An 18,039-nucleotide genomic window follows, 5' to 3' on the forward strand; every position below is an offset into this window, starting at 1 on the left:
CACCCCGCACGATTTCGGCCTGTGAACCACGCCGAGCCCCAACCTTCCAGGCCACAGCCGCACACCGAGGAGTTCTCTCATGTCCTGACCCGTAGATCCCACCGTCGTCCTGGGCCACGGCGCCGTCGCCGACGCCTCCCGCTATGCCCGCGTCACTCCGGACTGCCGGCAGCCAGCCTGGAGATGGTGGCCCCGGCCATACCCAACCGCAGCCTCGTCGACGACGCCGCCTACATCGCCTCGATGGTACGTGCGATCCCAGGCGCCCCGTGGTCCTGGTCGGGTACTCCTACGGCGGCGCCGTCATCACCGTCGCCGGTACGGAGGACAACGTCCAGGCGCTGGTCTACCTGGCCGGATGCGCGTTGGAGGAGGGCGAGAGCCTCGGCGAGCTGCAAGGGCGCTTCCCCGGCACGGGCCTCGCCGACGCGCTCGTCTGCACGCCCCTCCCCGTGGCGGGCTCTGACGAGACCGCCACCGACGTCTCGGTGCCGGTCGAGCACTTCCCCGACCCTCTTTGCCGCGGATGTGGACCCCGAGTTCGCTGCTGTGCTCGGCTTTTCCCGACACCCGCTGTCCGCACGGGCCTTCACGGAGACCGCGCCGGTCACGGCATGGAAGACCAAGCCCTCGTGGGCCCTGATCGCCACCTCCGGCCGGACCCTCAACCCCGATATGGAGCGCTACGGCTACGAGCGCGCCGGCATGACCACCACCGAGGTCGACTCCTCACACATGGTCATGCTCACCCAGCCCAAGCGCTTGGCCGAGCTCATCCAGGACGCGGTCCGATCCACCGCTCACTGGCCCGCTCCCCGGGCCGCGTCCGTGAGATCCCGCCCCCGCCAAGGCGGGATCGGCACGCTCGCACGGGCCCGTCCGTGCGGTGCGGCCGGGCGGAGCGTCGCCTCGGTTCACACGTGGCGCGTGCTGGACTGCCAGTCCCTGGGCGACATCCCGTACGCGGTGCGAAAGGCCCGGCTGAAGTGCGACGGGTTCACGAAGCCCCAGCGCTGAGCCACCGCCGAGACGGTAGGCGCGGACCTCGACTGCCTGGACAGCTCCCGTCGGCACCTCTCCAGGCGCTCGCGATGGATCCAACGGCTCACCGTGGTCCCCTCCGCCTGGAAGATCTTGTGCAGGTACCGGACGGACATGTGGTGCGCGCACGCGATCATCTCCGGAGAGAGACCTGGATCGGCCAGGTGTCGCAGGATGTACTCCTTGATACGGGCCAGCATCCCGCGGGCCACCTCCGACGCGTGGGGGTTCAGTAGCCCCTGCCGCTCGCGTACCAGCACCGTCAGCAGATCGACGGCAGTCATCGCGAGTTGCCGACCTGTGTACGGGTCGAACCCGGCCGCCCGGTCCGCCAGACGTTCCAGATGGCCGGCGACGACTCCGGACGTGCCGCAGTGGCTGTCGAAGACGGTCCCCGTGATCGCCCGCAGTTCGGTGTCCGTCACGGCCAGCACATCCTTCGGCACCCGGATCGATGTGAACCGGTAGTTGTCCGGCTGTTCCCTGCCGTAGGCCCGGCCGGCGTCGGAGCAGGTAAAAGTACCGGGGCGGACCAGGGCCTGGCGCCCGTCCTGAGTGAGCCGCCCGGTTCCCTGGTGCTGGAGCGTGATGGTCATGTACTCCGCTCCGCCCCTGGAGATCAGGGAGGCGTGGCGCGACACGCTCGCCGGGCCTGCCTCGACCACCGAGATCTGGAGGGGGCCGAGCGTATCGACGGTTATCGTCCCCATCGCGGGCTCGCGCTCGTGCAGCGTGACGTCCATCGGAACCAAGGTGTCGGAGACGATGCTCTGCCAGTAGTCGGCCCGCTCGGACGGAGGCAGCGGCTGGACGGAGAGTACGACGGACATCATGACCTCTCGTCATGGTCGTGCAGACGCTCCCTGGGGAGCGTCGGAACAGTAGGAATTCCAGTCTCGAACCATCAGCTGTCGTCGCCATCAGTCACCCGACTGGTGCTCTGTCCAATATCCCGTACCCCGGCTCATGGGGCCCTGCCCCCGGGTTTTGGACACCGGAGAGACTTGGATCTTGATGGTCCAGGAGAACGGAGTCCCTGTGGGGATGAAGCACTACCCCGCCGAGTTCAAGGCGGACGCGGTCGCGCTGTACCGGTCGCGTCCGGGAGCGACGATCAAGTCGGTCGCCACCGACCGCGGGGTGGACACCGAGACGCTGCGGAACTGGATCAGGGCCGCTGACGGACGTCGGTCCGGTGCTCACTCCACGCCCGCGGCGGCGCCGCGGCCGGGTGGTGACGCGGTTCAGGCGGAGCTGGCGGCCGCGCGGAAGAGGATCCGCGAGCTGGAGGAGGAGCGGGACATCCTCCGCAAGGCGGCCCGGTATTTCGTAGGGGATTGTGTCCTGAACACGAAGGGGAGTTGACAGTGAGCCTTTTCCAATCTGGCGGTGGTGACCACACGTTGGACGGTCCTGCACAACGACGAAGCTCCTGGTAGACGGGTTCTCGACCAAGATCACCCGTGTCTGCCAGGAGCTTCGCGTGCTTGTTTACCCATCCTCGATTGATCTGTCCAGCCGCACCTTGCGGTTTCTGACCGGACGACTGACGGCCAGACGGCAGGACATCGGGACGCGGTGGCGACGCCTTCCCGCCTCGCGACAAGCACTGCTCGCCCCGGCCCACCTGCGGTGCGGTGACACCTACGCCCAGCTGGCCGCCGGGTTCGGCATCGGAATCGCCACTGTCTACGGCTACATACGTGAAGCCGTCGACGCCCTGGCCGTCCTCGCCCCGTCCCTGGCCAAGGCAATGCAGACGATGCAGGAGAAGGCGTTCGTCATCCTCGACGGCACTCTCCTGCCGATCGACCGCATCGCCGCTGACACTCCCTACTACTCCGGGAAACGCAAGCACCACGGCATGAAGGTGCAGATCCTCACCGATCCGTTCGGACGGCTGCTCTGGGCCTCGCCAGCTCTGACCGGATCGGCTCACGACCTGACCGCCGCGCGACAGCACGGGATCATCGAAGCCCTTACCGAGGCAGGACTCCGGTGTTGGGCGGACAAGGCGTATCAAGGCGTCGGCGGACCCGTCCGAGTTCCGTTTCGCGGCCGGCGCCTCAAGATGTGGAAGCGTCGCCACAACACCTCCCACGCGAAGATCCGCTGTCTCGGCGAGCAGGCCATGGCCACCCTCAAGGGCTGGCGCCTCCTACGCAAGCTCCGCTGCAGCACCAACCGAATCACCGACGTGGTGAAGGCCGTCCTCGTCCTTCACCACGCATCAACATAAGGTTGGGCATCGCTCAATACGTCAGCCACTCCGTGTCGGGGATCAAGTCCTCGATCCATTCCTGGCCTCGCATGGCCCACTGAGGCGCAAGGAACACTGGGCGACAGCGGGCGAACTCGGCGATGATGTAGGAGTCCTTCAAGTCGGACTTTCCCTGGCCGCTGAAGCTCTTCTTGAACGCTGCGAACTTTGAGCCTGTGACGTACCGGGGACTCTGACCGTGGTTGGCCAGGGTCCCCAGCAGTAACGCTGCTGGCCCGTCAACGAGGTCAAGTGCCCACGTCACGTGGTCCGCTGTATCCATAACCTCACCGAATGCGGTGAGGATGTCGGGCTCGGAGTTGATCACCTTGCGGTTCCACAGTGGGTCGCCATCGGCATCGACCACGGAAATCCAGTGATGTCCTTTCCCCACGTCGATCCCGGCCCATACCTGTGGCGGCCGTTGCGTCATCTCGTCTCTCCAGATCGAACACGAACAGGAAGTGCCAGGCCACCCCTGAAGCAAGTCCGTACGAGCGATCGAGGTCGCAGCTCTTAATCAGTTATGACGGGTGACCAGAAGACTGGCCGACGGAGTCGACATGAGCCCCATGACGGGCAGGAGTACGAGAGTCGCATCCAGCCTTCCTGGCTATAGATGCAACGATCATCAGACAGTCGGGACACCCGCAGGCAAGTCCGTACGAGCGATCGAGTCGCCACTCTTAATCAGCAGTTACGGGGCGTCCCGGAAGGCCGGCCGACGGAGTCGTGAAGAGCCCTTTGATGGGCAGGCTGCTACGAGTCGCATCCGGCCTTCCTGGCCGGACGCGGAGTTTACCGCCCGACCGGGTGCCCACCTGCACGCCCGTACTGTAGCGATCCTGATCGCAGCTCTTAATTAGCAGCGAGGGCGAGCAGCGGCACCGGTGTCCCGGGGCTGCCGCTCATGCCCGATCGAGCCTGCTTGAAGGGTACGGGCTGCTACTCCGTGGGCGACGACCGCCTGTGGGGCGTCAACCGCCGCCGCAAGGGCACCGCCAACACCCTGGCCGCGCTCAAGTCGATCCGCGCCACCCGACCCGACGGCGCCCCGATCTACATCATCCTGGACAACCTCTCCTCCCACACCGGCGCGGACATCCGCCGCTGGGCGAAGAAGAACAAGGTCGAGCTGTGCTTCACCCCGACCTACGCTTCCTGGGCCAACCCGATTGAGGCCCACTTCGGCCCGCTGCGGCAGTTCACCCTGGCCAACTCCCACCACCGCAGCCACCCCGCGCAAACCCAGGCACTGCACCGCTACCTGCGCTGGCGCAACGCCAACGCCCGCCACCCCGACGTACTTGCCGCCCAACGCAAGGAACGTGCCCGCATCCGCAGCGAAAAGGGCATCCGCTGGGGCGGACGCCCCCTCAACACCGCAGCCTGACCAACTGCGAACCGCAGCCCCCGAGCGCCGAAGGGGGCAAGTTCAGGAGAAGGACAGCGACAGAAGGATGACTCAGGAGGCGGACGCCTCGATCTCCCCCGCAAAGACGATGACCTGGTCGATGAGGCTCCGCCGCAGATGGACGACGTCCGTTCCCGCCAGGCGGGGGCCTCCATCCGGCGTGGTGAAGACCCACTTGTACCGGGCCCACTCGTCAGGCATGTCCACCGCTGAGCAGCGCACCATCGTGCCGGTCCCCGCTGGGTGGCGCCGGATGTCCAGCACGAACCGCTCGACCGCCGCGATTCCTTCGCTGCGGCCCAACGGCCCCCAGAAGACCACGTCTGAGGTCAGGGCCTGGGAGAGCAGGGCAGTCACATAGCTGTCGTCCGAGGCGTTGAACGCGGAGATGAACGTGTCGATCGCGGAGCGTGCTGTCTCTTCCTGCATGCCCCAGTAATACCAGCCGTTTCGCGTGCGCTCGTCCCGCGAGCCGCCTTCCGATCACGGTGAACCATCCCGGTCACAGCACTAGCCAACAACGGCGTGCCGGATCACATCCTTGCCCGGTGGGCAGGACACACGAACGTGAAGACCACCAAGAAGTGGTACGTCAAGCCGGACGTCGAGGATCTTCGCGCAGCCGCCACAACGTGGGATGGCCTGCACGGGGTTGTGACGGAGGGGCAAGCATGAGCCAGGCGGTCTACCAGCCGAGCGACTTGCCCAGACGTATGGCTAGCAAGATTGAGGTGGACCCGGAGTCCGGCTGCTGGCTGTGGACTGGTAGCTGTAACCGGGAGGGCCCGTCCGGCTACGGCACAGTCTCCCACCAGGGGAAGACGGAACTCGTCCACCGGGTGGTGTTCAAGCTTCTGGTGGGCGAGATCCCGGAAGGCTTCCAGTTGAGTCATGCTGAGCCTCGGGGCCTCCACCACACGCGATGCTGCAACGCGAAGCACCTGGAGGCAGTGACGAAGGAGGAAGCTCTTCGTCGCAGGGATTGGGAGAAGGCGCGCGCTCGTAGGACCCGCTGTCGGCACGGTCACGAGTACACGCCGGCGAACTCGTACCTGGACCCTCGGGGGTTCCGACAGTGCCGGACCTGTCGTAGCGAGAGGAACAAAAACCGCTAGGTTCGACCCGGTCATGTGAGATCCCGTGAGAGATGAGAGGGTCGGACGGGTGAGCGAGAAACCGACGAACACCCTGCAATACCGCTTTGACGGGCCAGAAGACGCCCCGGTCCTGGTCCTGGGCCCCTTCCTCGGTACCACATGGCACATGTGGGACCGGCAGATACCGGAGCTCACCCAGCACTGGAGAGTCTTCCGCTTCGACCTCCCCGGCCACGGCGGCGCCCCCGCCCACCCCGCGACCTCCGTCACCGAACTCTCCGACCGGCTGCTCGCCACCCTCGACGGGCTGGGCGTCCAGCGCTTCGGGTACGCGGGCTGCTCGATCGGCGGCGCGATCGGCGCCGACCTCGCGCTGCGCCACCCGCACCGGGTCGCCTCGCTGGCCCTGGTCGCCGCCTCGCCCCGGTTCGGCAGCGCCGACGAGTTCCGCCAGCGCGGAGTGGTCGTCCGCACCAACGGCCTGGAGCCGATGGCCCGCACCGCACCGGAGCGCTGGTTCACCCCCGGTTTCGCCGCCGCCCAGCCGGCCATCGTCGAGTGGGCCGTCCAGATGGTCCGCACCACCGACCCCGGCTGCTACATCGCCGCCTGCGAGGCCCTCGCCGCCTTCGACATCCGCGGCGAACTCGGCCGCATAACCGTCCCGACCCTCGTCCTGGTCGGCGCCGAGGACCGGGTCACCGGACCGGGCGACGCCCGCACCCTGGTCGCGGGCATACCGGACGCCCGGCTCGCCCTCGTCCCCGGCGCCTCCCACCTCGCCCCGGTCGAGCAGCCCGGAGCCGTCACCGATCTGCTCCTCACCCACTTCTCCACGGCCTGGCAGGACACCCTCGCCGCCATCCCCGTCCCGCCCTTCGCCCCGCAGCTCTCCACCCCCGTGCTGCCCATCGCGGAGATCACCGCCGCCACACCGCGGCCCGAGACCGGGACCACCGGACGCGCCGACCCGTACGAGCCCGGCATGAAGGTGCGCCGCGAGGTGCTGGGCGATGCCCATGTGGACCGGACCATGGCCGCCTCCGACGACTTCACCGGCGACTTCCAGGAGCTCGTCACGCGCTACGCCTGGGGCGAGGTCTGGACCCGGGAGGGCCTGGACCGACGCACCCGCAGCTGTGTCACGCTCACCGCGCTGGTCACCTCCGGCCATCTGGAGAGTCTGGCCGCGCACGTCAAGGCCGCCCTGCGCAACGGCCTCACCCCGGCCGAGATCAAGGAGGTGCTGATGCAGACAGCCGTGTACTGCGGAGTACCGGCCGCGAGCGCCGCCTTCTCGATCGCCCAGATCGTGATTCAGGAAGAAACAACGCCCCGCCCGTAGCAGGATGGGGCCATGAGCACCGCGAACCCCGTGCACCTGACACTGACCAAGAAGACGCACTCCTGTATCCGTCTGGAGAAGGACGGGCAGACGCTCGTCATCGACCCGGGCGGCTTCTCGGAGGAAGACGCTGCCGTCGGCGCCGACGCGATACTGGTGACGCACGAGCACGTCGACCACTTCGACGAGGGGCGGCTGCGCGCCGGTATGGAGGCCAATCCGGCCGCCGAGATCTGGACCCTGCGCAGCGTCGCCGACCAGCTCTCGGCTGCCTTCCCCGGCCGGGTCCACACCGTCGGCCACGGCGACACCTTCTCCGCGGCCGGGTTCGACGTACAGGTGCACGGCGAGCTGCACGCGGTGATCCACCCGGACATTCCGCGGATCACCAACATCGGCTTCCTGGTGGACGGTTCACTCTTCCACCCGGGCGACGCGCTCACCGTCCCCGACCAGCCGGTCGATACCCTGCTGATCCCTGTGATGGCCCCCTGGAACAAGATCTCCGAGGTCATCGACTACGTACGCGAGGTCAAGCCGCGCCGCGCCATCGATATCCACGACGCGCTGCTCGCCGATCTGGCCCGCCCGGTCTACGACAACCTGATCGGCAGCCTCGGCGGCGCCGACCACGGCCGGCTGACCCCGGGGGACTCGACCGGCCTGTGACCGCCGCCGGTCCGGCGACTGTCAGTGGGAGCCGCTAGGTTTACGTGCATGCGCATCGCCACCTGGAACGTCAATTCGATCACCGCCCGGCTCCCACGGCTGCTGGCCTGGCTGGAGAGCACCGGCACGGATGTGCTGTGCATCCAGGAGACCAAGTGCACAGCCGAGCAGTTCCCGGCGGACGAGCTCCGCGAGCTCGGCTACGAGTCCGCGGTCAACGCCACCGGCCGGTGGAACGGGGTCGCGCTGGTCTCCCGGGCCGGCCTGTCCGACGTCGTCAAGGGACTGCCCGGCGGCCCCGAGTACGAAGGCGTGCAGGAGCCCCGGGCGATCTCCGCGACCTGTGGTCCGGTCCGCGTCTGGTCGGTGTACGTGCCCAACGGCCGCGAGATCGAGCACGCACACTACGCGTACAAGCTGCGCTGGTTCGAGGCCCTGCAGAAGGCCGTCGCCGCGGACGCCGCGGGCTCGCAGCCGTTCGCGGTCCTGGGCGACTTCAATGTCGCCCCGACCGACGAGGACGTCTGGGATCCGGCGCTGTTCGAGGGCGCGACCCACGTCACTCCCGCCGAGCGCGCCGCCCTCGCCGCACTGCGCCAGGAGGGCCTGTCCGACGTCATGCCGCGCCCGCTCAAGTACGACCGCCCGTACACCTTCTGGGACTACCGGGAGCTGCGCTTCCCGAAGAACAAGGGCATGCGGATCGACCTCACCTACGGCAACGCGCCCTTTGTCGCGGCGGTCAAGGACAGCTATGTGGACCGTGAGGAGCGCAAGGGCAAGGGTGCGTCCGACCATGCCCCGGTGGTCGTGGACCTCGATCTCTGACGGCCTCCAGCACCTGACGCCTCGGACGGCCGTCGTTGTCAGTGGTCGCCGATACGATGGTTGATGTCCTTATCCCGCTTGCTGGCTGCTTGCTGTGACCAGGACAGCCCCGCCCGTTCAGCGCCGGGCGGGGCTTCACCCATTGCCCGTCAGACCGCGGGAACCCCGTCCCGACCGCGATCGACCGCCCGGCGCATCCCCAGTGACGCCCCGGCGGTGCCCAGCGCCAGGACCATCAGCAGCGCGCTCACCCACAGCGGTGACCGGAATCCGAACCCCGCGCCGATCGCGAGCCCGCCGAACCAGGGGCCGAGCGCGCCGCCCACATTGAACGCGGACGTGGCGAACGAGCCGGACAGGGTTGGTGCGTCGGACGCCAGCCGGAACACCCACGAGATCAGTGCCGTCCCGGTGCCGAACGCGAGCATCCCCTGGACGAAGACGAGCGCGACTGTCGCGACCGGGCTCCCGGCGGTCAGTGCGAACCCGGTCCAGCCGGTGCCGAGTGCGACCAGACCGGCCGTGGTGAGGGCGACCGGCCGTGCGTCGATGATCCGGCCGGCGACGGTGACCCCGACGAACGAGCCCAGGCCGAACAGCGCGAGCAGGGCGGGCACCCAGGCGGCACCGAGCCCGGTGACATGGGTGGCGAGCGGTTCGAAGTAGGAGAACGCGCAGAACGTCGCTCCTTGCACGAGGGCGCTCGTCAGCAGGGTCAGCAGCAGCCGCGGACGGGCCAGCGCCCGCAGCTCGTCGCGCGCGGGTGCGGGTGCGGATTCCGGCCGTGTTCCCGGAATCGTCCTGGCGATCACGACGACAGCCGGCACGGAGACGAGGGCCACGGCCCAGAACGCCGACCTCCAGCCCCAGTGCCCGCCCAGCGCCGCACCGGCGGGCACCCCGGCCACACAGGCGATGGTGACGCCCCCGACCACCACGGACGTCGCGCGTGCCCGGGCCCCGGGCCCGACCATGGAGAGAGCGGTCACCAGGGCCACGGCCCAGAAACCGGCATTGGCCAGCGCTCCGACGACCCGCGTCGCGAGAAGCACCCCATAGCTGGGGGTGAGCGCGCCGATGACATGAACGGCGCTGAAGACACAGAGGAAGAACAACAGGGCACGCCGGCGCGGCCAGTTCCGGCTGAAGAGCGCCATCAACGGAGCCCCGAGGACCATCCCGATCGCGAAGGCCGAGGTCAGCAGTCCCGCGGACGGAATGGATACATGGAGGTCGGCGGCGATGTCCGAGACCAGACCGGACAGCATGAACTCGGATGTGCCCTGGGCGAAGACGGCGAGCCCGAGCGCGTAGACAGCAAATGGCATGAAGGAACCCCATGGACGGCTGATGGATGGACCAGACAGGGGGTGTGGGCCGCGCCCGCCCGTCATGACGAGCGGCAACACGGAAGAACGTCCGGGGTGTTCATGGACGGGACTCGGCAACTCGGCGGGCGCCGGAGCCGGAGAATCTGCGCATGAGTGCATCACGAGCGCATAGGGGGAAAGCGCAGCCCACACCGCGGTGATCCTGCGGCGGCAGCCCGGCGGAAGCGGTCCCACGACCGGTACTCGGCCGTGCGGGATCAACTCGACAGCGGATCAGCCACCGGTGGACCGGCGGCTAGTCTCTGTTGGACTCGGGGCTGGACATGATCGCGAAGCTACCAGCTCGGATCTCCTCGTCACCAGCCCATTTTCCGCCGGAACGCCGGAACGCCGGAACGCCGGAACGCCGGAGCACCGGCACATCCGGGGCACGCCTGTTGCTGCGCGCGCGGAACTCCGCCGACAGGCAAACCCGTCGGCGGAGTCACCGGTGCGGACTCAGCCCAATGACACGAGGCGCGCACCGCCGTCGGACTCGATGACCGTGCCCGTGGTGTTGGCATTGGTCGCGGCGAGAACGACCACCTCGGCGATGTCCTCCGCGGTGCCGACGCGCCGCGCCGGCAGGACCGCGGCGACCTGTGCGAAGTACGCCTGCTTGGCCTCCTCGGACATGCCGTTCCACCACGGGGTGTCGACGACCCCGGGGGAGACCGCGTTCACCCGTATCGGAGCGAGTTCCGTGGCCAGGGGCTTGACCAGGGACTCGACCGCGCCGTTGATCGCGGCGACGCCCGAGGTCCCGGGCAGACCGGCGCGGGCGGTGATCGCGCCGAGCAGAGTGATCGAGCCGTCCTCGGCGAGATGGGGCAGGGCGGCCTTGACCGTGGTGAGGTGCGCCCAGAACTTGGCGTCGAAGGCGCCGCGCAGCACCTCCAGGTCCAGATCGGCGATCGGGCCGATGCCGTCGCTGCCGCTGAGCGTCAGGACCAGCCAGTCGATGGTGCCGATGGACTCGACGAGTGCGCCGATCTCGTCGGCGTTCGCGGCGTCGGCCCGGTGGCCGATCAGCTCGGGGTCGGTGGCCGCGACCTCGTCGAGACGGCTCTTGCTGCGGCCGGCGATGTGGACCGTCGTACCGCGGCGGTGCAGCAGCCGGGCCGAGGCGAGCCCGATGCCGGAGGTTCCCCCGACAACGAGTGCGGTGCGCTGAGACATAGGACATCTCCTAATTCGAACCGTGGCGTCTCGTATTAAGCTAGCACCATGTCGACGGAGAACGCACCCCCCACCACATCCCGGCCCGGCCGCAAGCGGAGTGAAGAGAGCCGGATGGCGATCCTGGCCGCCGCGTTCGAGCTGATGGGCGAGGTCGGATACGCGGGCCTGACCATCGAGGGCATCGCTGCCCGGGCCGGCTGCGGAAAGCAGACGATCTACCGCTGGTGGCGGACCAAGGCCGACGTCCTCCTGGACGCCCTGTCCGCCAAGGGCGAGCTGTACATCACGACCGCCGACCACGGCTCGTACCGCGACGACCTGCGGGCGTTCCTGGACGACACCTACCGGCTCGCCGAGCACCAGCGTGTCAGCGACATCCTGTGCACGCTGATGGCGGAGGCCCAGATCGACGCCGAGTTCGGCGAGCGGTTCCGTACCGGTTTTCTCGAGCGGCGCCGCGACGCGCTCCGGGCGGTCCTCGACCGCGCCGCACACCGCGGCGACCTGCCGGCGCGCCCGGCCCCGTCCACGGTGCTCGACATCGTGTTCGGCACGCTCTGGTACCGCGTCCTGGCCACCCACCATGCCCTCGACGGCGACCTTGCCGACGAGCTGCTGGCCGTTCTCGCACCGGACCCGGCCGCGTCCGGCGGCCGGGAGGGGTGAGTGCTGTCGTGTTGCCGCGGGCGGTTGCGGGCGGCGCGCGCGGCGGCGCGTGGCCGGGGCGCTCGTGTCCGGTTCAGCACTCGAACGACAGGCCGCGCGCCCTGTGGTGCGTAACACGTCAGGGATGCGACCCTGAGTGGTATGAACATCCCTTTCTTGGACAACTGGCGTAAGCGTCACGACGGTACGCGAGGAGCGGGGCTCGCGGCCGCCGTCGCGGCTGATCCTGAGGGCGTGGCCGAGCTCCTCGCCGAGTGCGAGCTGCTGCGTGTCCGGGTGGGGCAGCGGGGGCTCGAACTGGACGACAGCCCGGCCTCGTTGGCGGCTCTCGACCAGTTGCCGCCGCGCTGGCGCGACGATCCCGAGGAGCTGCCCTGGCTGGGCAACGACGCGGGGCTGTACCTGGGCACCGTTCTGGTGCGCAACGTCCCCGGCGCGGTCTGGAACATCTGGCCGAGCGGGCAGCCCGTGGTGCGGCTCGCCTCGGGGCGGGAGATCGATGTGGTCGAGGCCGGGCTGGACTGGGCGATGGCCGGCAGCCCCGAGCTCTCGCAGGTGTACTCGGAGTCGGCTGAGGGGTAGAACTTTCACCAAACCAGATAAGACGCCTTATGCCCCATTTGTGCGTGTCGAAGGCGAAGTCCCTTTTCGCGCTGGATAGTTTGCGCTGACCTCGACATAGCGACAAGTGGGTGGGGCAGCGTATGGCCGTCGATCCGTTGATCGAGCTGCGGGACGTCAACAAGTTCTACGGACAGTTGCACGTACTGCGGGACATCAATCTCACCGTCGGCCGCGGGGAGGTGGTGGTGGTCATCGGTCCCTCCGGCTCCGGTAAATCAACGCTCTGTCGGACCATCAACCGGCTTGAGACGATCGAGTCGGGTCATATCGCGATCGACGGCAGACCTCTTCCCGAGGAGGGGAAGGGGCTGGCTCAGCTCCGGGCCGAAGTGGGCATGGTCTTCCAGTCGTTCAACCTGTTCGCGCACAAGACCGTGCTGGCCAATGTCTCGCTCGCGCAGCTCAAGGTCCGCAAACGGAAGAAGGACGAGGCCGACCGGCGCTCCCGGGAACTGCTGGAGCGCGTCGGACTCGCCTCGCAGGCCGACAAGTTCCCCGCCCAGCTCTCCGGCGGCCAGCAGCAGCGGGTGGCCATCGCGCGGGCCCTCGCCATGGACCCCAAGGCGCTTCTCTTCGACGAGCCCACCTCGGCACTCGACCCGGAGATGATCAACGAGGTGCTGGAGGTCATGCAGCAGCTCGCCCGGGACGGCATGACCATGGTCGTCGTCACGCACGAGATGGGCTTCGCCCGCTCCGCCGCCAACCGCGTCATCTTCATGGCCGACGGTCGCGTCGTCGAGGACCGCACTCCCGAGGCGTTCTTCACCGCTCCGGAGAGTGACCGCGCCAAGGACTTCCTGTCCAAGATCCTCAAGCACTGACGGGGGGCTCCGTGTTGCGTACGAGAAGAGTTCTGGCCGCCTGCGCCGGTCTCCTGCTGGCCGTGCTCGCCGCCGGGTGCGGCAAGGAGGGCAGCCCGCCGGTGAAGGGCCCGAAGCCCGAGCAACTGCCCGTGTACAAGGTCGACACCAGTTTCCGGCTGCCCGGATCACCGACCTGGAAAAAGGCGAAGAAGCGCGGATACCTCCGGGTCGGGGCCAAGGAGGACCAGCCCTATATGGGCGAGAAGGACCCTGCCACCGGTGTCTACTCCGGCTTCGACATCGAGATCGCCAGGATGATGTCGGCCTCGCTCGGCTTCGCCCCGAAGACGATCCGTTTCAAGACCATCGCCTCCGCCAACCGCGAGACGGCGCTTCAGAACGGCCAGATCGACTACTACGTCGGCACCTACACCATCAACGCCATGCGCAAGAAGCTCGTCGGCTTCGCCGGGCCCTACTTCATGGCCGGGCAGTCGCTGCTCGTCCGCACCGACGAACACGACATCAACGGCCCTCAGGACCTGGCCGGCAGGACGGTCTGCTCGGCGGCGGGATCGACGCCGTACCAGCGCATCGCCGCCGACTACCCGAAGGCGATCCTGGTCGCCTACGACACGTACTCGATCTGCGTCGACAACCTGCTGACGTACCAGGTCGACGCCGTCACCACCGACGACGCGATCCTGCTGGGCTTCGCCGCCAAGGCGCCCAAGGAGCTGAAGGTGGTGGGCAAGCCGTTCTCCGAGGAGCCGTACGGCATCGGTGTCCCGCGCAGCGACAACGCGCTGCGGTTCGCCCTCAACGACGCCCTGGAGGCGAACGAGAAGAACGGCAACTGGAAGAAGGCGTTCGAGGCCACACTCGGCCTGTCCGGGGTGCCGGCGCCTACTCCGCCGCCCATCGACCGCTACCCGGCGACCTGAGAGGGCGGGCATCGACCATGGACGTACTCACACAGAACTTCTCGCTCTACGGCAAAGGCTTCCTCGGCACGGTCGAGCTGACCGTCTACTCCTCGATCCTGGCCCTGCTCCTCGGCTTCTTCATGGCCTCCTGCCGAGTGGCACCCGTCGGCTCGCTCCGGGTGCTCGGCACGGTCTGGGTGACGGTGCTGCGCAACACCCCGCTGACGCTGCTCTTCTTCGCCGTCCTGCTCGGACTGCCGCGCTTCGGCCTGGTGCTTCCCTTCAAGGTCTTCGCGGTCCTCGCGCTCGGCTGTTACACCTCCGCGTTCATCTGTGAGGTGCTGCGCTCCGGCATCAACACCGTGCCGACGGGGCAGGGCGAGGCGGCCCGCAGCCTCGGTATGACGTTCGGCCAGACGCTGAACGACATCGTGCTGCCGCAGGCGTTCCGCTCGGTGATCCCGCCGATCGGCTCGACGCTGATCGCCCTCGCCAAGAACTCGGCGATCGCCGGGGCGTTCAGCGTCACCGAGCTGCTCGGCACCTACAAGACCCTCAACGAGCTGGGTTACAGCATCATCTGGACCTTCGTCTGGATCGCCGTCGGCTACCTGATCATCACCCTGTCCATCAGTGCGCTCTTCAATGTGCTGGAGAAGCGCTGGGGAGTCGCCCGATGACCACCCGCACCGCTCCGTCCCCCACCGCGCTCTACGACATCCCTGGCCCGGTCACCCGTAAACGCCACCGCTTGTACGGGATCGGCTCGACGGCCCTGATCCTCGCACTGGTCGGCTGGGTCATCTATCTGCTCTTCGACACCGAACAGTTCACCAGCGCCAAGTGGACACCCTTCGAGTACAAGGGTATTCAGGAGCTGCTGCTGCGCGGACTGGGCAACACCCTCAAGGCGTTCGCGTACGCCGCGGTGCTCTCCCTCGCGCTCGGGGCGGTGCTCGCCGTCGGCCGGCTCTCCGACCACCGGGTCGTGCGCTGGGTCTCGACGCTTCTGGTCGAGTTCTTCCGGGCCATGCCCGTACTGGTGATGATCTTCTTCATCTTCGTGGCGCTGAAGGTGCAGCCGCTGCCCGCGCTGGTCACCGGTCTGACCCTGTACAACGGGTCGGTGCTCGCCGAGGTGTTCCGTACCGGAATCAACTCGGTGGAGCGCGGCCAGCGCGAGGCCGCATGCGCCCTGGGGATGCGCAAGACGCAGGTCACCACGTTCGTACTGGCCCCGCAGGCGGTGCGCGCCATGCTGCCCACGATCATCAGCCAGCTGGTGGTGGCGCTGAAGGACACCTCGCTCGGCTATCTGATCACCTACGAGGAATTCCTCCATGCGGGCAAGCTCATCGCGTCCAATCTCGACTACGATCTTCCCTTCATCCCTGTGGTGATGGTGATCTCGCCGATCTACATCGGGATGTGCATGCTGCTCTCCTGGTTCGCGACCTGGGTGGCCAGGCGGGAGCGGCGCAATCCGAAGACGAAGGCCGTGGAAGTCGCACCGGCCGAACCAGGAACGCTGCTGCCGGGAGTGCAGTAGCCGGGATCCGCTGCGAAGCGGTCCCCGAGGAGCAGTGCCCGCCCGGCAGCAGCCGGTGATCACTTCTCGCGCAAGGGAACGGACACGTACGACGGGTCCACCGGGGGCGAGGAGAAGGTCAGCTGTGAGCCGGCCGGGTTGTGCTCGATGTACAGCGGGTCGACGGTGTCGATCACCAGGGCGAGCCGGTGACCGGCCGGGACATCGTAGGCGGTGGAGAACAGCTCCAGGTCTACGGGGAACGGCCGGCCCGGCCTCTGTCCGTGGAAGGTATAGGGGGCGTTACTGACCAGCTTGCCGAGGCCGAGCGGCCCTTCGTCGTAGAAGAGATACGCGACGAAGGTGCCGCTCTCCTTGTTGCTGGTCAATGTGGTGTGGAGCCTGGCCGTGCCCGGATGTGCTGTTCCGACGCGCGCGGGATCCACGAACCGCTGCGAGCAGCGCCTGCCTCCCGCCGACCCGGCTGGCCCACCACCAGGTCCCCTCCGGCCTGTCGGAGACACCGAACATCTCCGCCGCCTGGCCGTGCGGGCCGGTGATATCGATGATGCTTCCGCCGAAGACGGAGCCGGTCGTCCCGTAGCGAAAGAACGCATCATGCACCTGCCATAAACGGGCTCCGACGGGGCAGCGGAGACGCACCATCCGCACGAAAGACAGTCCGGGATCCGGAGCCGACCGCGGGCATCATCGACGCGCAGTCGGTCAAGGCCGCCACGACCGTGCCCGCCTCCTCGCGCGGCTTCGACGGCGGGAAGAAGACATCCGATGCGGAAGACGTGTCAAGCAACTGCCAGAAATGGGGCCTCGATCGCGCTCGGTGTCCTTTCTTCCCTAACGCTGCATGTGTGTGCGGTGGCTAGCTGGGCGAAGAAGGAACGCAGCGGTCCGCGGCGTCCTCGTCTGCGCAGTTCGATCTTGCATTTTCCATGTCGCACCACTGCTCAAGCCGACCGGACGGCCGGTGATCAGAATCGCCTCTCATGTCGAAGCCTGACGAACTGCTCGTTGACGTCGCCACCCTGGTGGAGTCCGGGCACAGCAATCAGATGTCTCTGACCGTGGTCACCGGTGGTGCAGTCATCACGGGTCGGCTGGCTCCCGAAGCCGTCTGGAGGCAGCGGGTGTCGCAGGTCCTGGCGGACTCGGCCCTCCTGAGCGATTTCTCCGCCGTCTTCACCGCTACGACGCGCGAGGAGGGGCCGCCCACGCATCTGCATTTCCATGTGGCGCGAATTCTTCAGGGCACGGTGGGGATCCCGGAGACGGGCGGGATGTACCGCGTGGCGATCGAGGACGTCAGTGCCTGGACCATGGGCGACTTCAGCTACTCCGATCACTGACCCCGCCGCTGCGCGCTGAGAATCCCGTCGGTACGCGGTGAGGGTCCGACCGGCACATCCCGGTCGGACCCTCACCGCTGTTCTGGTGGCGGCTCGCGCCTACCCGTCGGTCAGACGGCCGCAGGGGCGCCGAGCATCGCGGAAGCCTGTTGGAACGGGCTGAGGACGCGCGTGGGCGCGGCGGTCCGGGGAAGGCCGGGGCAGGTGAAGCCGAGCTGGGTCATGGCCCGGAGGGCTTCGCCGGCGCTGAAATCGCGGCGGTCCTGGCCTGTGATGATCTGCCCGACCTGCTTGACGGGGTAGGTGCGGCGGCCGATGATCACGGACTCGCCGATGACCTGCTCGGGCTTGACGCCCTTCATGGATTCCAGGACGCCGCTCCTGGTGAGGTCGAACGGGAAGCGGGCAATGACACAGCGCATGATGCCTCACAGGAGAAGAATGAAGGGGGATGGTTCTGCTGCCGCGGTGAAGCGGTTCAGCGGGCAAGGGCGAGGACGCCCAGAGCGCTGCCTTGTTCGTCGACGACAGGCAGGGCATCGAGCCGGCGGCAGCGCATCGCGTGCTCGGCGTCGGCCATCGCGGCCACGGGCGAGGTGAACGGCCCACGGTCGCCGCGGATGTCGCGCAGCTGGACCCGGTCCGTGTACGCGGAGCTGTCACGGACTGCGGCGAGCTGGGCCTGGGTGACCAGTCCGGTGCACAGGCCGTCGTTGTCGCAGACGAGCAGGTGCCCGGCGCGGGCACTGGCCATGACGGACAGGGCCACCTCGACGGTCATGCCGTCACAGACCTGCGGTCCGGCCGTGTCCATGGCGTCGGCCACCGTCCTGTGAATGGGGGTGGCGCTCGTCGAGCGGGGCTGCACCTGAACCAGCGTCAAAACGTGCCTCCTGCAGAGATGGGTCGGCTTCCTGAT

General features: G+C 67.9%; 20 protein-coding genes and 4 pseudogenes. 16 read left to right on the forward strand and 8 right to left on the reverse strand.

All coding sequences use genetic code 11. The annotated features are described in order from the left end of the window. Nucleotides 1-109: 109 nt before the first annotated feature. Nucleotides 110-801 (forward strand): annotated as a pseudogene (locus ACGFU7_RS24630) (alpha/beta hydrolase); the annotation flags it as partial. Between the two features lie 113 nt (nucleotides 802-914). On the opposite strand, the gene ACGFU7_RS24635 reads toward ACGFU7_RS24630, so the two are convergent. After that, nucleotides 915-1,874 carry a helix-turn-helix domain-containing protein gene (locus ACGFU7_RS24635; protein WP_393698300.1) on the reverse strand — a complete coding sequence of 320 codons (960 nt, stop codon included), beginning with the start codon at nucleotides 1,872-1,874 and terminating at the stop codon, nucleotides 915-917. A 211-nt stretch (nucleotides 1,875-2,085) separates the two neighbouring features. Here ACGFU7_RS24635 and ACGFU7_RS24640 point away from each other — a divergent pair, with 211 nt between their 5' ends. Together ACGFU7_RS24640 and ACGFU7_RS24645 are read left to right on the forward strand one after the other, a co-directional pair. Further along, nucleotides 2,086-2,406: a transposase gene (locus ACGFU7_RS24640; RefSeq protein WP_393698302.1), complete on the forward strand. Its 321-nt coding sequence runs from the start codon at nucleotides 2,086-2,088 to the stop codon at nucleotides 2,404-2,406. A 118-nt stretch (nucleotides 2,407-2,524) separates the two neighbouring features. Then, nucleotides 2,525-3,280, forward strand: coding sequence for a transposase family protein (locus ACGFU7_RS24645; protein ID WP_393698304.1), 756 nt, complete (start codon nucleotides 2,525-2,527; stop codon nucleotides 3,278-3,280). 13 nt (nucleotides 3,281-3,293) lie between these two features. Here ACGFU7_RS24645 and ACGFU7_RS24650 read toward each other — a convergent pair whose 3' ends face one another. Continuing rightward, nucleotides 3,294-3,734, reverse strand: coding sequence for an IS110 family transposase (locus tag ACGFU7_RS24650; RefSeq protein WP_393698305.1), 441 nt, complete (start codon nucleotides 3,732-3,734; stop codon nucleotides 3,294-3,296). A 507-nt stretch (nucleotides 3,735-4,241) separates the two neighbouring features. Here ACGFU7_RS24650 and ACGFU7_RS24655 point away from each other — a divergent pair. After that, nucleotides 4,242-4,694, forward strand: a pseudogene (locus tag ACGFU7_RS24655) (transposase); the annotation flags it as partial. A 72-nt stretch (nucleotides 4,695-4,766) separates the two neighbouring features. On the opposite strand, the gene ACGFU7_RS24660 reads toward ACGFU7_RS24655, so the two are convergent. Then, nucleotides 4,767-5,144 (reverse strand): nuclear transport factor 2 family protein, encoded by a 378-nt coding sequence (locus ACGFU7_RS24660; protein ID WP_238576850.1) that lies wholly within the window; start codon nucleotides 5,142-5,144, stop codon nucleotides 4,767-4,769. Nucleotides 5,145-5,428: 284 nt separating this feature from the next. On the opposite strand from ACGFU7_RS24660, the gene ACGFU7_RS24665 reads away from it, so the two are divergent. The 4 genes from ACGFU7_RS24665 to ACGFU7_RS24680 are packed head-to-tail and all read left to right on the forward strand — an operon-like array spanning nucleotide 5,429 to nucleotide 8,654. Next, a complete protein-coding gene (locus tag ACGFU7_RS24665) occupies nucleotides 5,429-5,830 on the forward strand; it encodes an HNH endonuclease (protein WP_393698456.1) in 402 nt (133 codons plus the stop codon). 49 nt (nucleotides 5,831-5,879) lie between these two features. Continuing rightward, nucleotides 5,880-7,157: a 4-carboxymuconolactone decarboxylase gene (gene pcaC / locus ACGFU7_RS24670; RefSeq protein WP_393698307.1), complete on the forward strand. Its 1,278-nt coding sequence runs from the start codon at nucleotides 5,880-5,882 to the stop codon at nucleotides 7,155-7,157. 12 nt (nucleotides 7,158-7,169) lie between these two features. Continuing rightward, nucleotides 7,170-7,826, forward strand: a complete 657-nt coding sequence (locus ACGFU7_RS24675; protein ID WP_393698308.1) for an MBL fold metallo-hydrolase — start codon at nucleotides 7,170-7,172, stop codon at nucleotides 7,824-7,826. 48 nt (nucleotides 7,827-7,874) lie between these two features. Beyond that, nucleotides 7,875-8,654 carry an exodeoxyribonuclease III gene (locus ACGFU7_RS24680; RefSeq protein ID WP_393698310.1) on the forward strand — a complete coding sequence of 260 codons (780 nt, stop codon included), beginning with the start codon at nucleotides 7,875-7,877 and terminating at the stop codon, nucleotides 8,652-8,654. Between the two features lie 149 nt (nucleotides 8,655-8,803). Here ACGFU7_RS24680 and ACGFU7_RS24685 read toward each other — a convergent pair whose 3' ends face one another. Both ACGFU7_RS24685 and ACGFU7_RS24690 read right to left on the reverse strand, forming a co-directional pair. Then, entirely contained in the window at nucleotides 8,804-9,982 is a 1,179-nt protein-coding gene (locus ACGFU7_RS24685; RefSeq protein ID WP_393698312.1) for a Cmx/CmrA family chloramphenicol efflux MFS transporter, read from the reverse strand. Between the two features lie 501 nt (nucleotides 9,983-10,483). Beyond that, a complete protein-coding gene (locus ACGFU7_RS24690) occupies nucleotides 10,484-11,203 on the reverse strand; it encodes an SDR family oxidoreductase (protein ID WP_393698313.1) in 720 nt (239 codons plus the stop codon). 48 nt (nucleotides 11,204-11,251) lie between these two features. Here ACGFU7_RS24690 and ACGFU7_RS24695 point away from each other — a divergent pair, with 48 nt between their 5' ends. The 6 genes from ACGFU7_RS24695 to ACGFU7_RS24720 all read left to right on the forward strand — a co-directional run bounded on the left by ACGFU7_RS24695 (nucleotide 11,252) and on the right by ACGFU7_RS24720 (nucleotide 15,777). Continuing rightward, entirely contained in the window at nucleotides 11,252-11,872 is a 621-nt protein-coding gene (locus tag ACGFU7_RS24695; protein WP_393698314.1) for a TetR/AcrR family transcriptional regulator, read from the forward strand. 141 nt (nucleotides 11,873-12,013) lie between these two features. Further along, on the forward strand, nucleotides 12,014-12,454 hold the full coding sequence (locus tag ACGFU7_RS24700) for a DUF6278 family protein (RefSeq protein WP_393698316.1): 441 nt from the start codon (nucleotides 12,014-12,016) through the stop codon (nucleotides 12,452-12,454). Nucleotides 12,455-12,576: 122 nt separating this feature from the next. Further along, nucleotides 12,577-13,320, forward strand: a complete 744-nt coding sequence (locus ACGFU7_RS24705; RefSeq protein WP_393698458.1) for an amino acid ABC transporter ATP-binding protein — start codon at nucleotides 12,577-12,579, stop codon at nucleotides 13,318-13,320. Between the two features lie 14 nt (nucleotides 13,321-13,334). Further along, the gene (locus tag ACGFU7_RS24710) at nucleotides 13,335-14,246 is read left to right on the forward strand and encodes a glutamate ABC transporter substrate-binding protein (RefSeq protein WP_393698459.1); all 912 of its coding nucleotides are present in this window, start codon (nucleotides 13,335-13,337) and stop codon (nucleotides 14,244-14,246) included. A gap of 17 nt (nucleotides 14,247-14,263) precedes the next feature. Next, nucleotides 14,264-14,908 (forward strand): amino acid ABC transporter permease, encoded by a 645-nt coding sequence (locus ACGFU7_RS24715; RefSeq protein ID WP_393698317.1) that lies wholly within the window; start codon nucleotides 14,264-14,266, stop codon nucleotides 14,906-14,908. Then, a complete protein-coding gene (locus tag ACGFU7_RS24720; protein WP_393698319.1) occupies nucleotides 14,905-15,777 on the forward strand; it encodes an amino acid ABC transporter permease in 873 nt (290 codons plus the stop codon). Before ACGFU7_RS24715 ends, ACGFU7_RS24720 begins: the two co-directional genes overlap by 4 nt. Nucleotides 15,778-15,836: 59 nt before the next feature. Here ACGFU7_RS24720 and ACGFU7_RS24725 read toward each other — a convergent pair. Further along, a pseudogene (locus ACGFU7_RS24725) lies at nucleotides 15,837-16,172 on the reverse strand (CocE/NonD family hydrolase C-terminal non-catalytic domain-containing protein); the annotation flags it as partial. Between the two features lie 267 nt (nucleotides 16,173-16,439). Here ACGFU7_RS24725 and ACGFU7_RS24730 point away from each other — a divergent pair. After that, nucleotides 16,440-16,544 (forward strand): annotated as a pseudogene (locus ACGFU7_RS24730) (IS5/IS1182 family transposase); the annotation flags it as partial. A 216-nt stretch (nucleotides 16,545-16,760) separates the two neighbouring features. Then, nucleotides 16,761-17,120: a hypothetical protein gene (locus ACGFU7_RS24735; RefSeq protein ID WP_393698320.1), complete on the forward strand. Its 360-nt coding sequence runs from the start codon at nucleotides 16,761-16,763 to the stop codon at nucleotides 17,118-17,120. Between the two features lie 110 nt (nucleotides 17,121-17,230). Here the strand turns inward: ACGFU7_RS24735 and ACGFU7_RS24740 are convergent, their stop codons facing one another. Continuing rightward, the gene (locus ACGFU7_RS24740) at nucleotides 17,231-17,542 is read right to left on the reverse strand and encodes an SCO5918 family protein (RefSeq protein WP_393698321.1); all 312 of its coding nucleotides are present in this window, start codon (nucleotides 17,540-17,542) and stop codon (nucleotides 17,231-17,233) included. A 56-nt stretch (nucleotides 17,543-17,598) separates the two neighbouring features. Then, nucleotides 17,599-18,003, reverse strand: coding sequence for a CBS domain-containing protein (locus ACGFU7_RS24745; RefSeq protein WP_393698323.1), 405 nt, complete (start codon nucleotides 18,001-18,003; stop codon nucleotides 17,599-17,601). Nucleotides 18,004-18,039: the final 36 nt, after the last annotated feature.

The organism is Streptomyces sp. NPDC048473 (assembly GCF_043200155.1).
Taxonomy (GTDB): Bacteria; Actinomycetota; Actinomycetes; order Streptomycetales; family Streptomycetaceae; genus Streptomyces.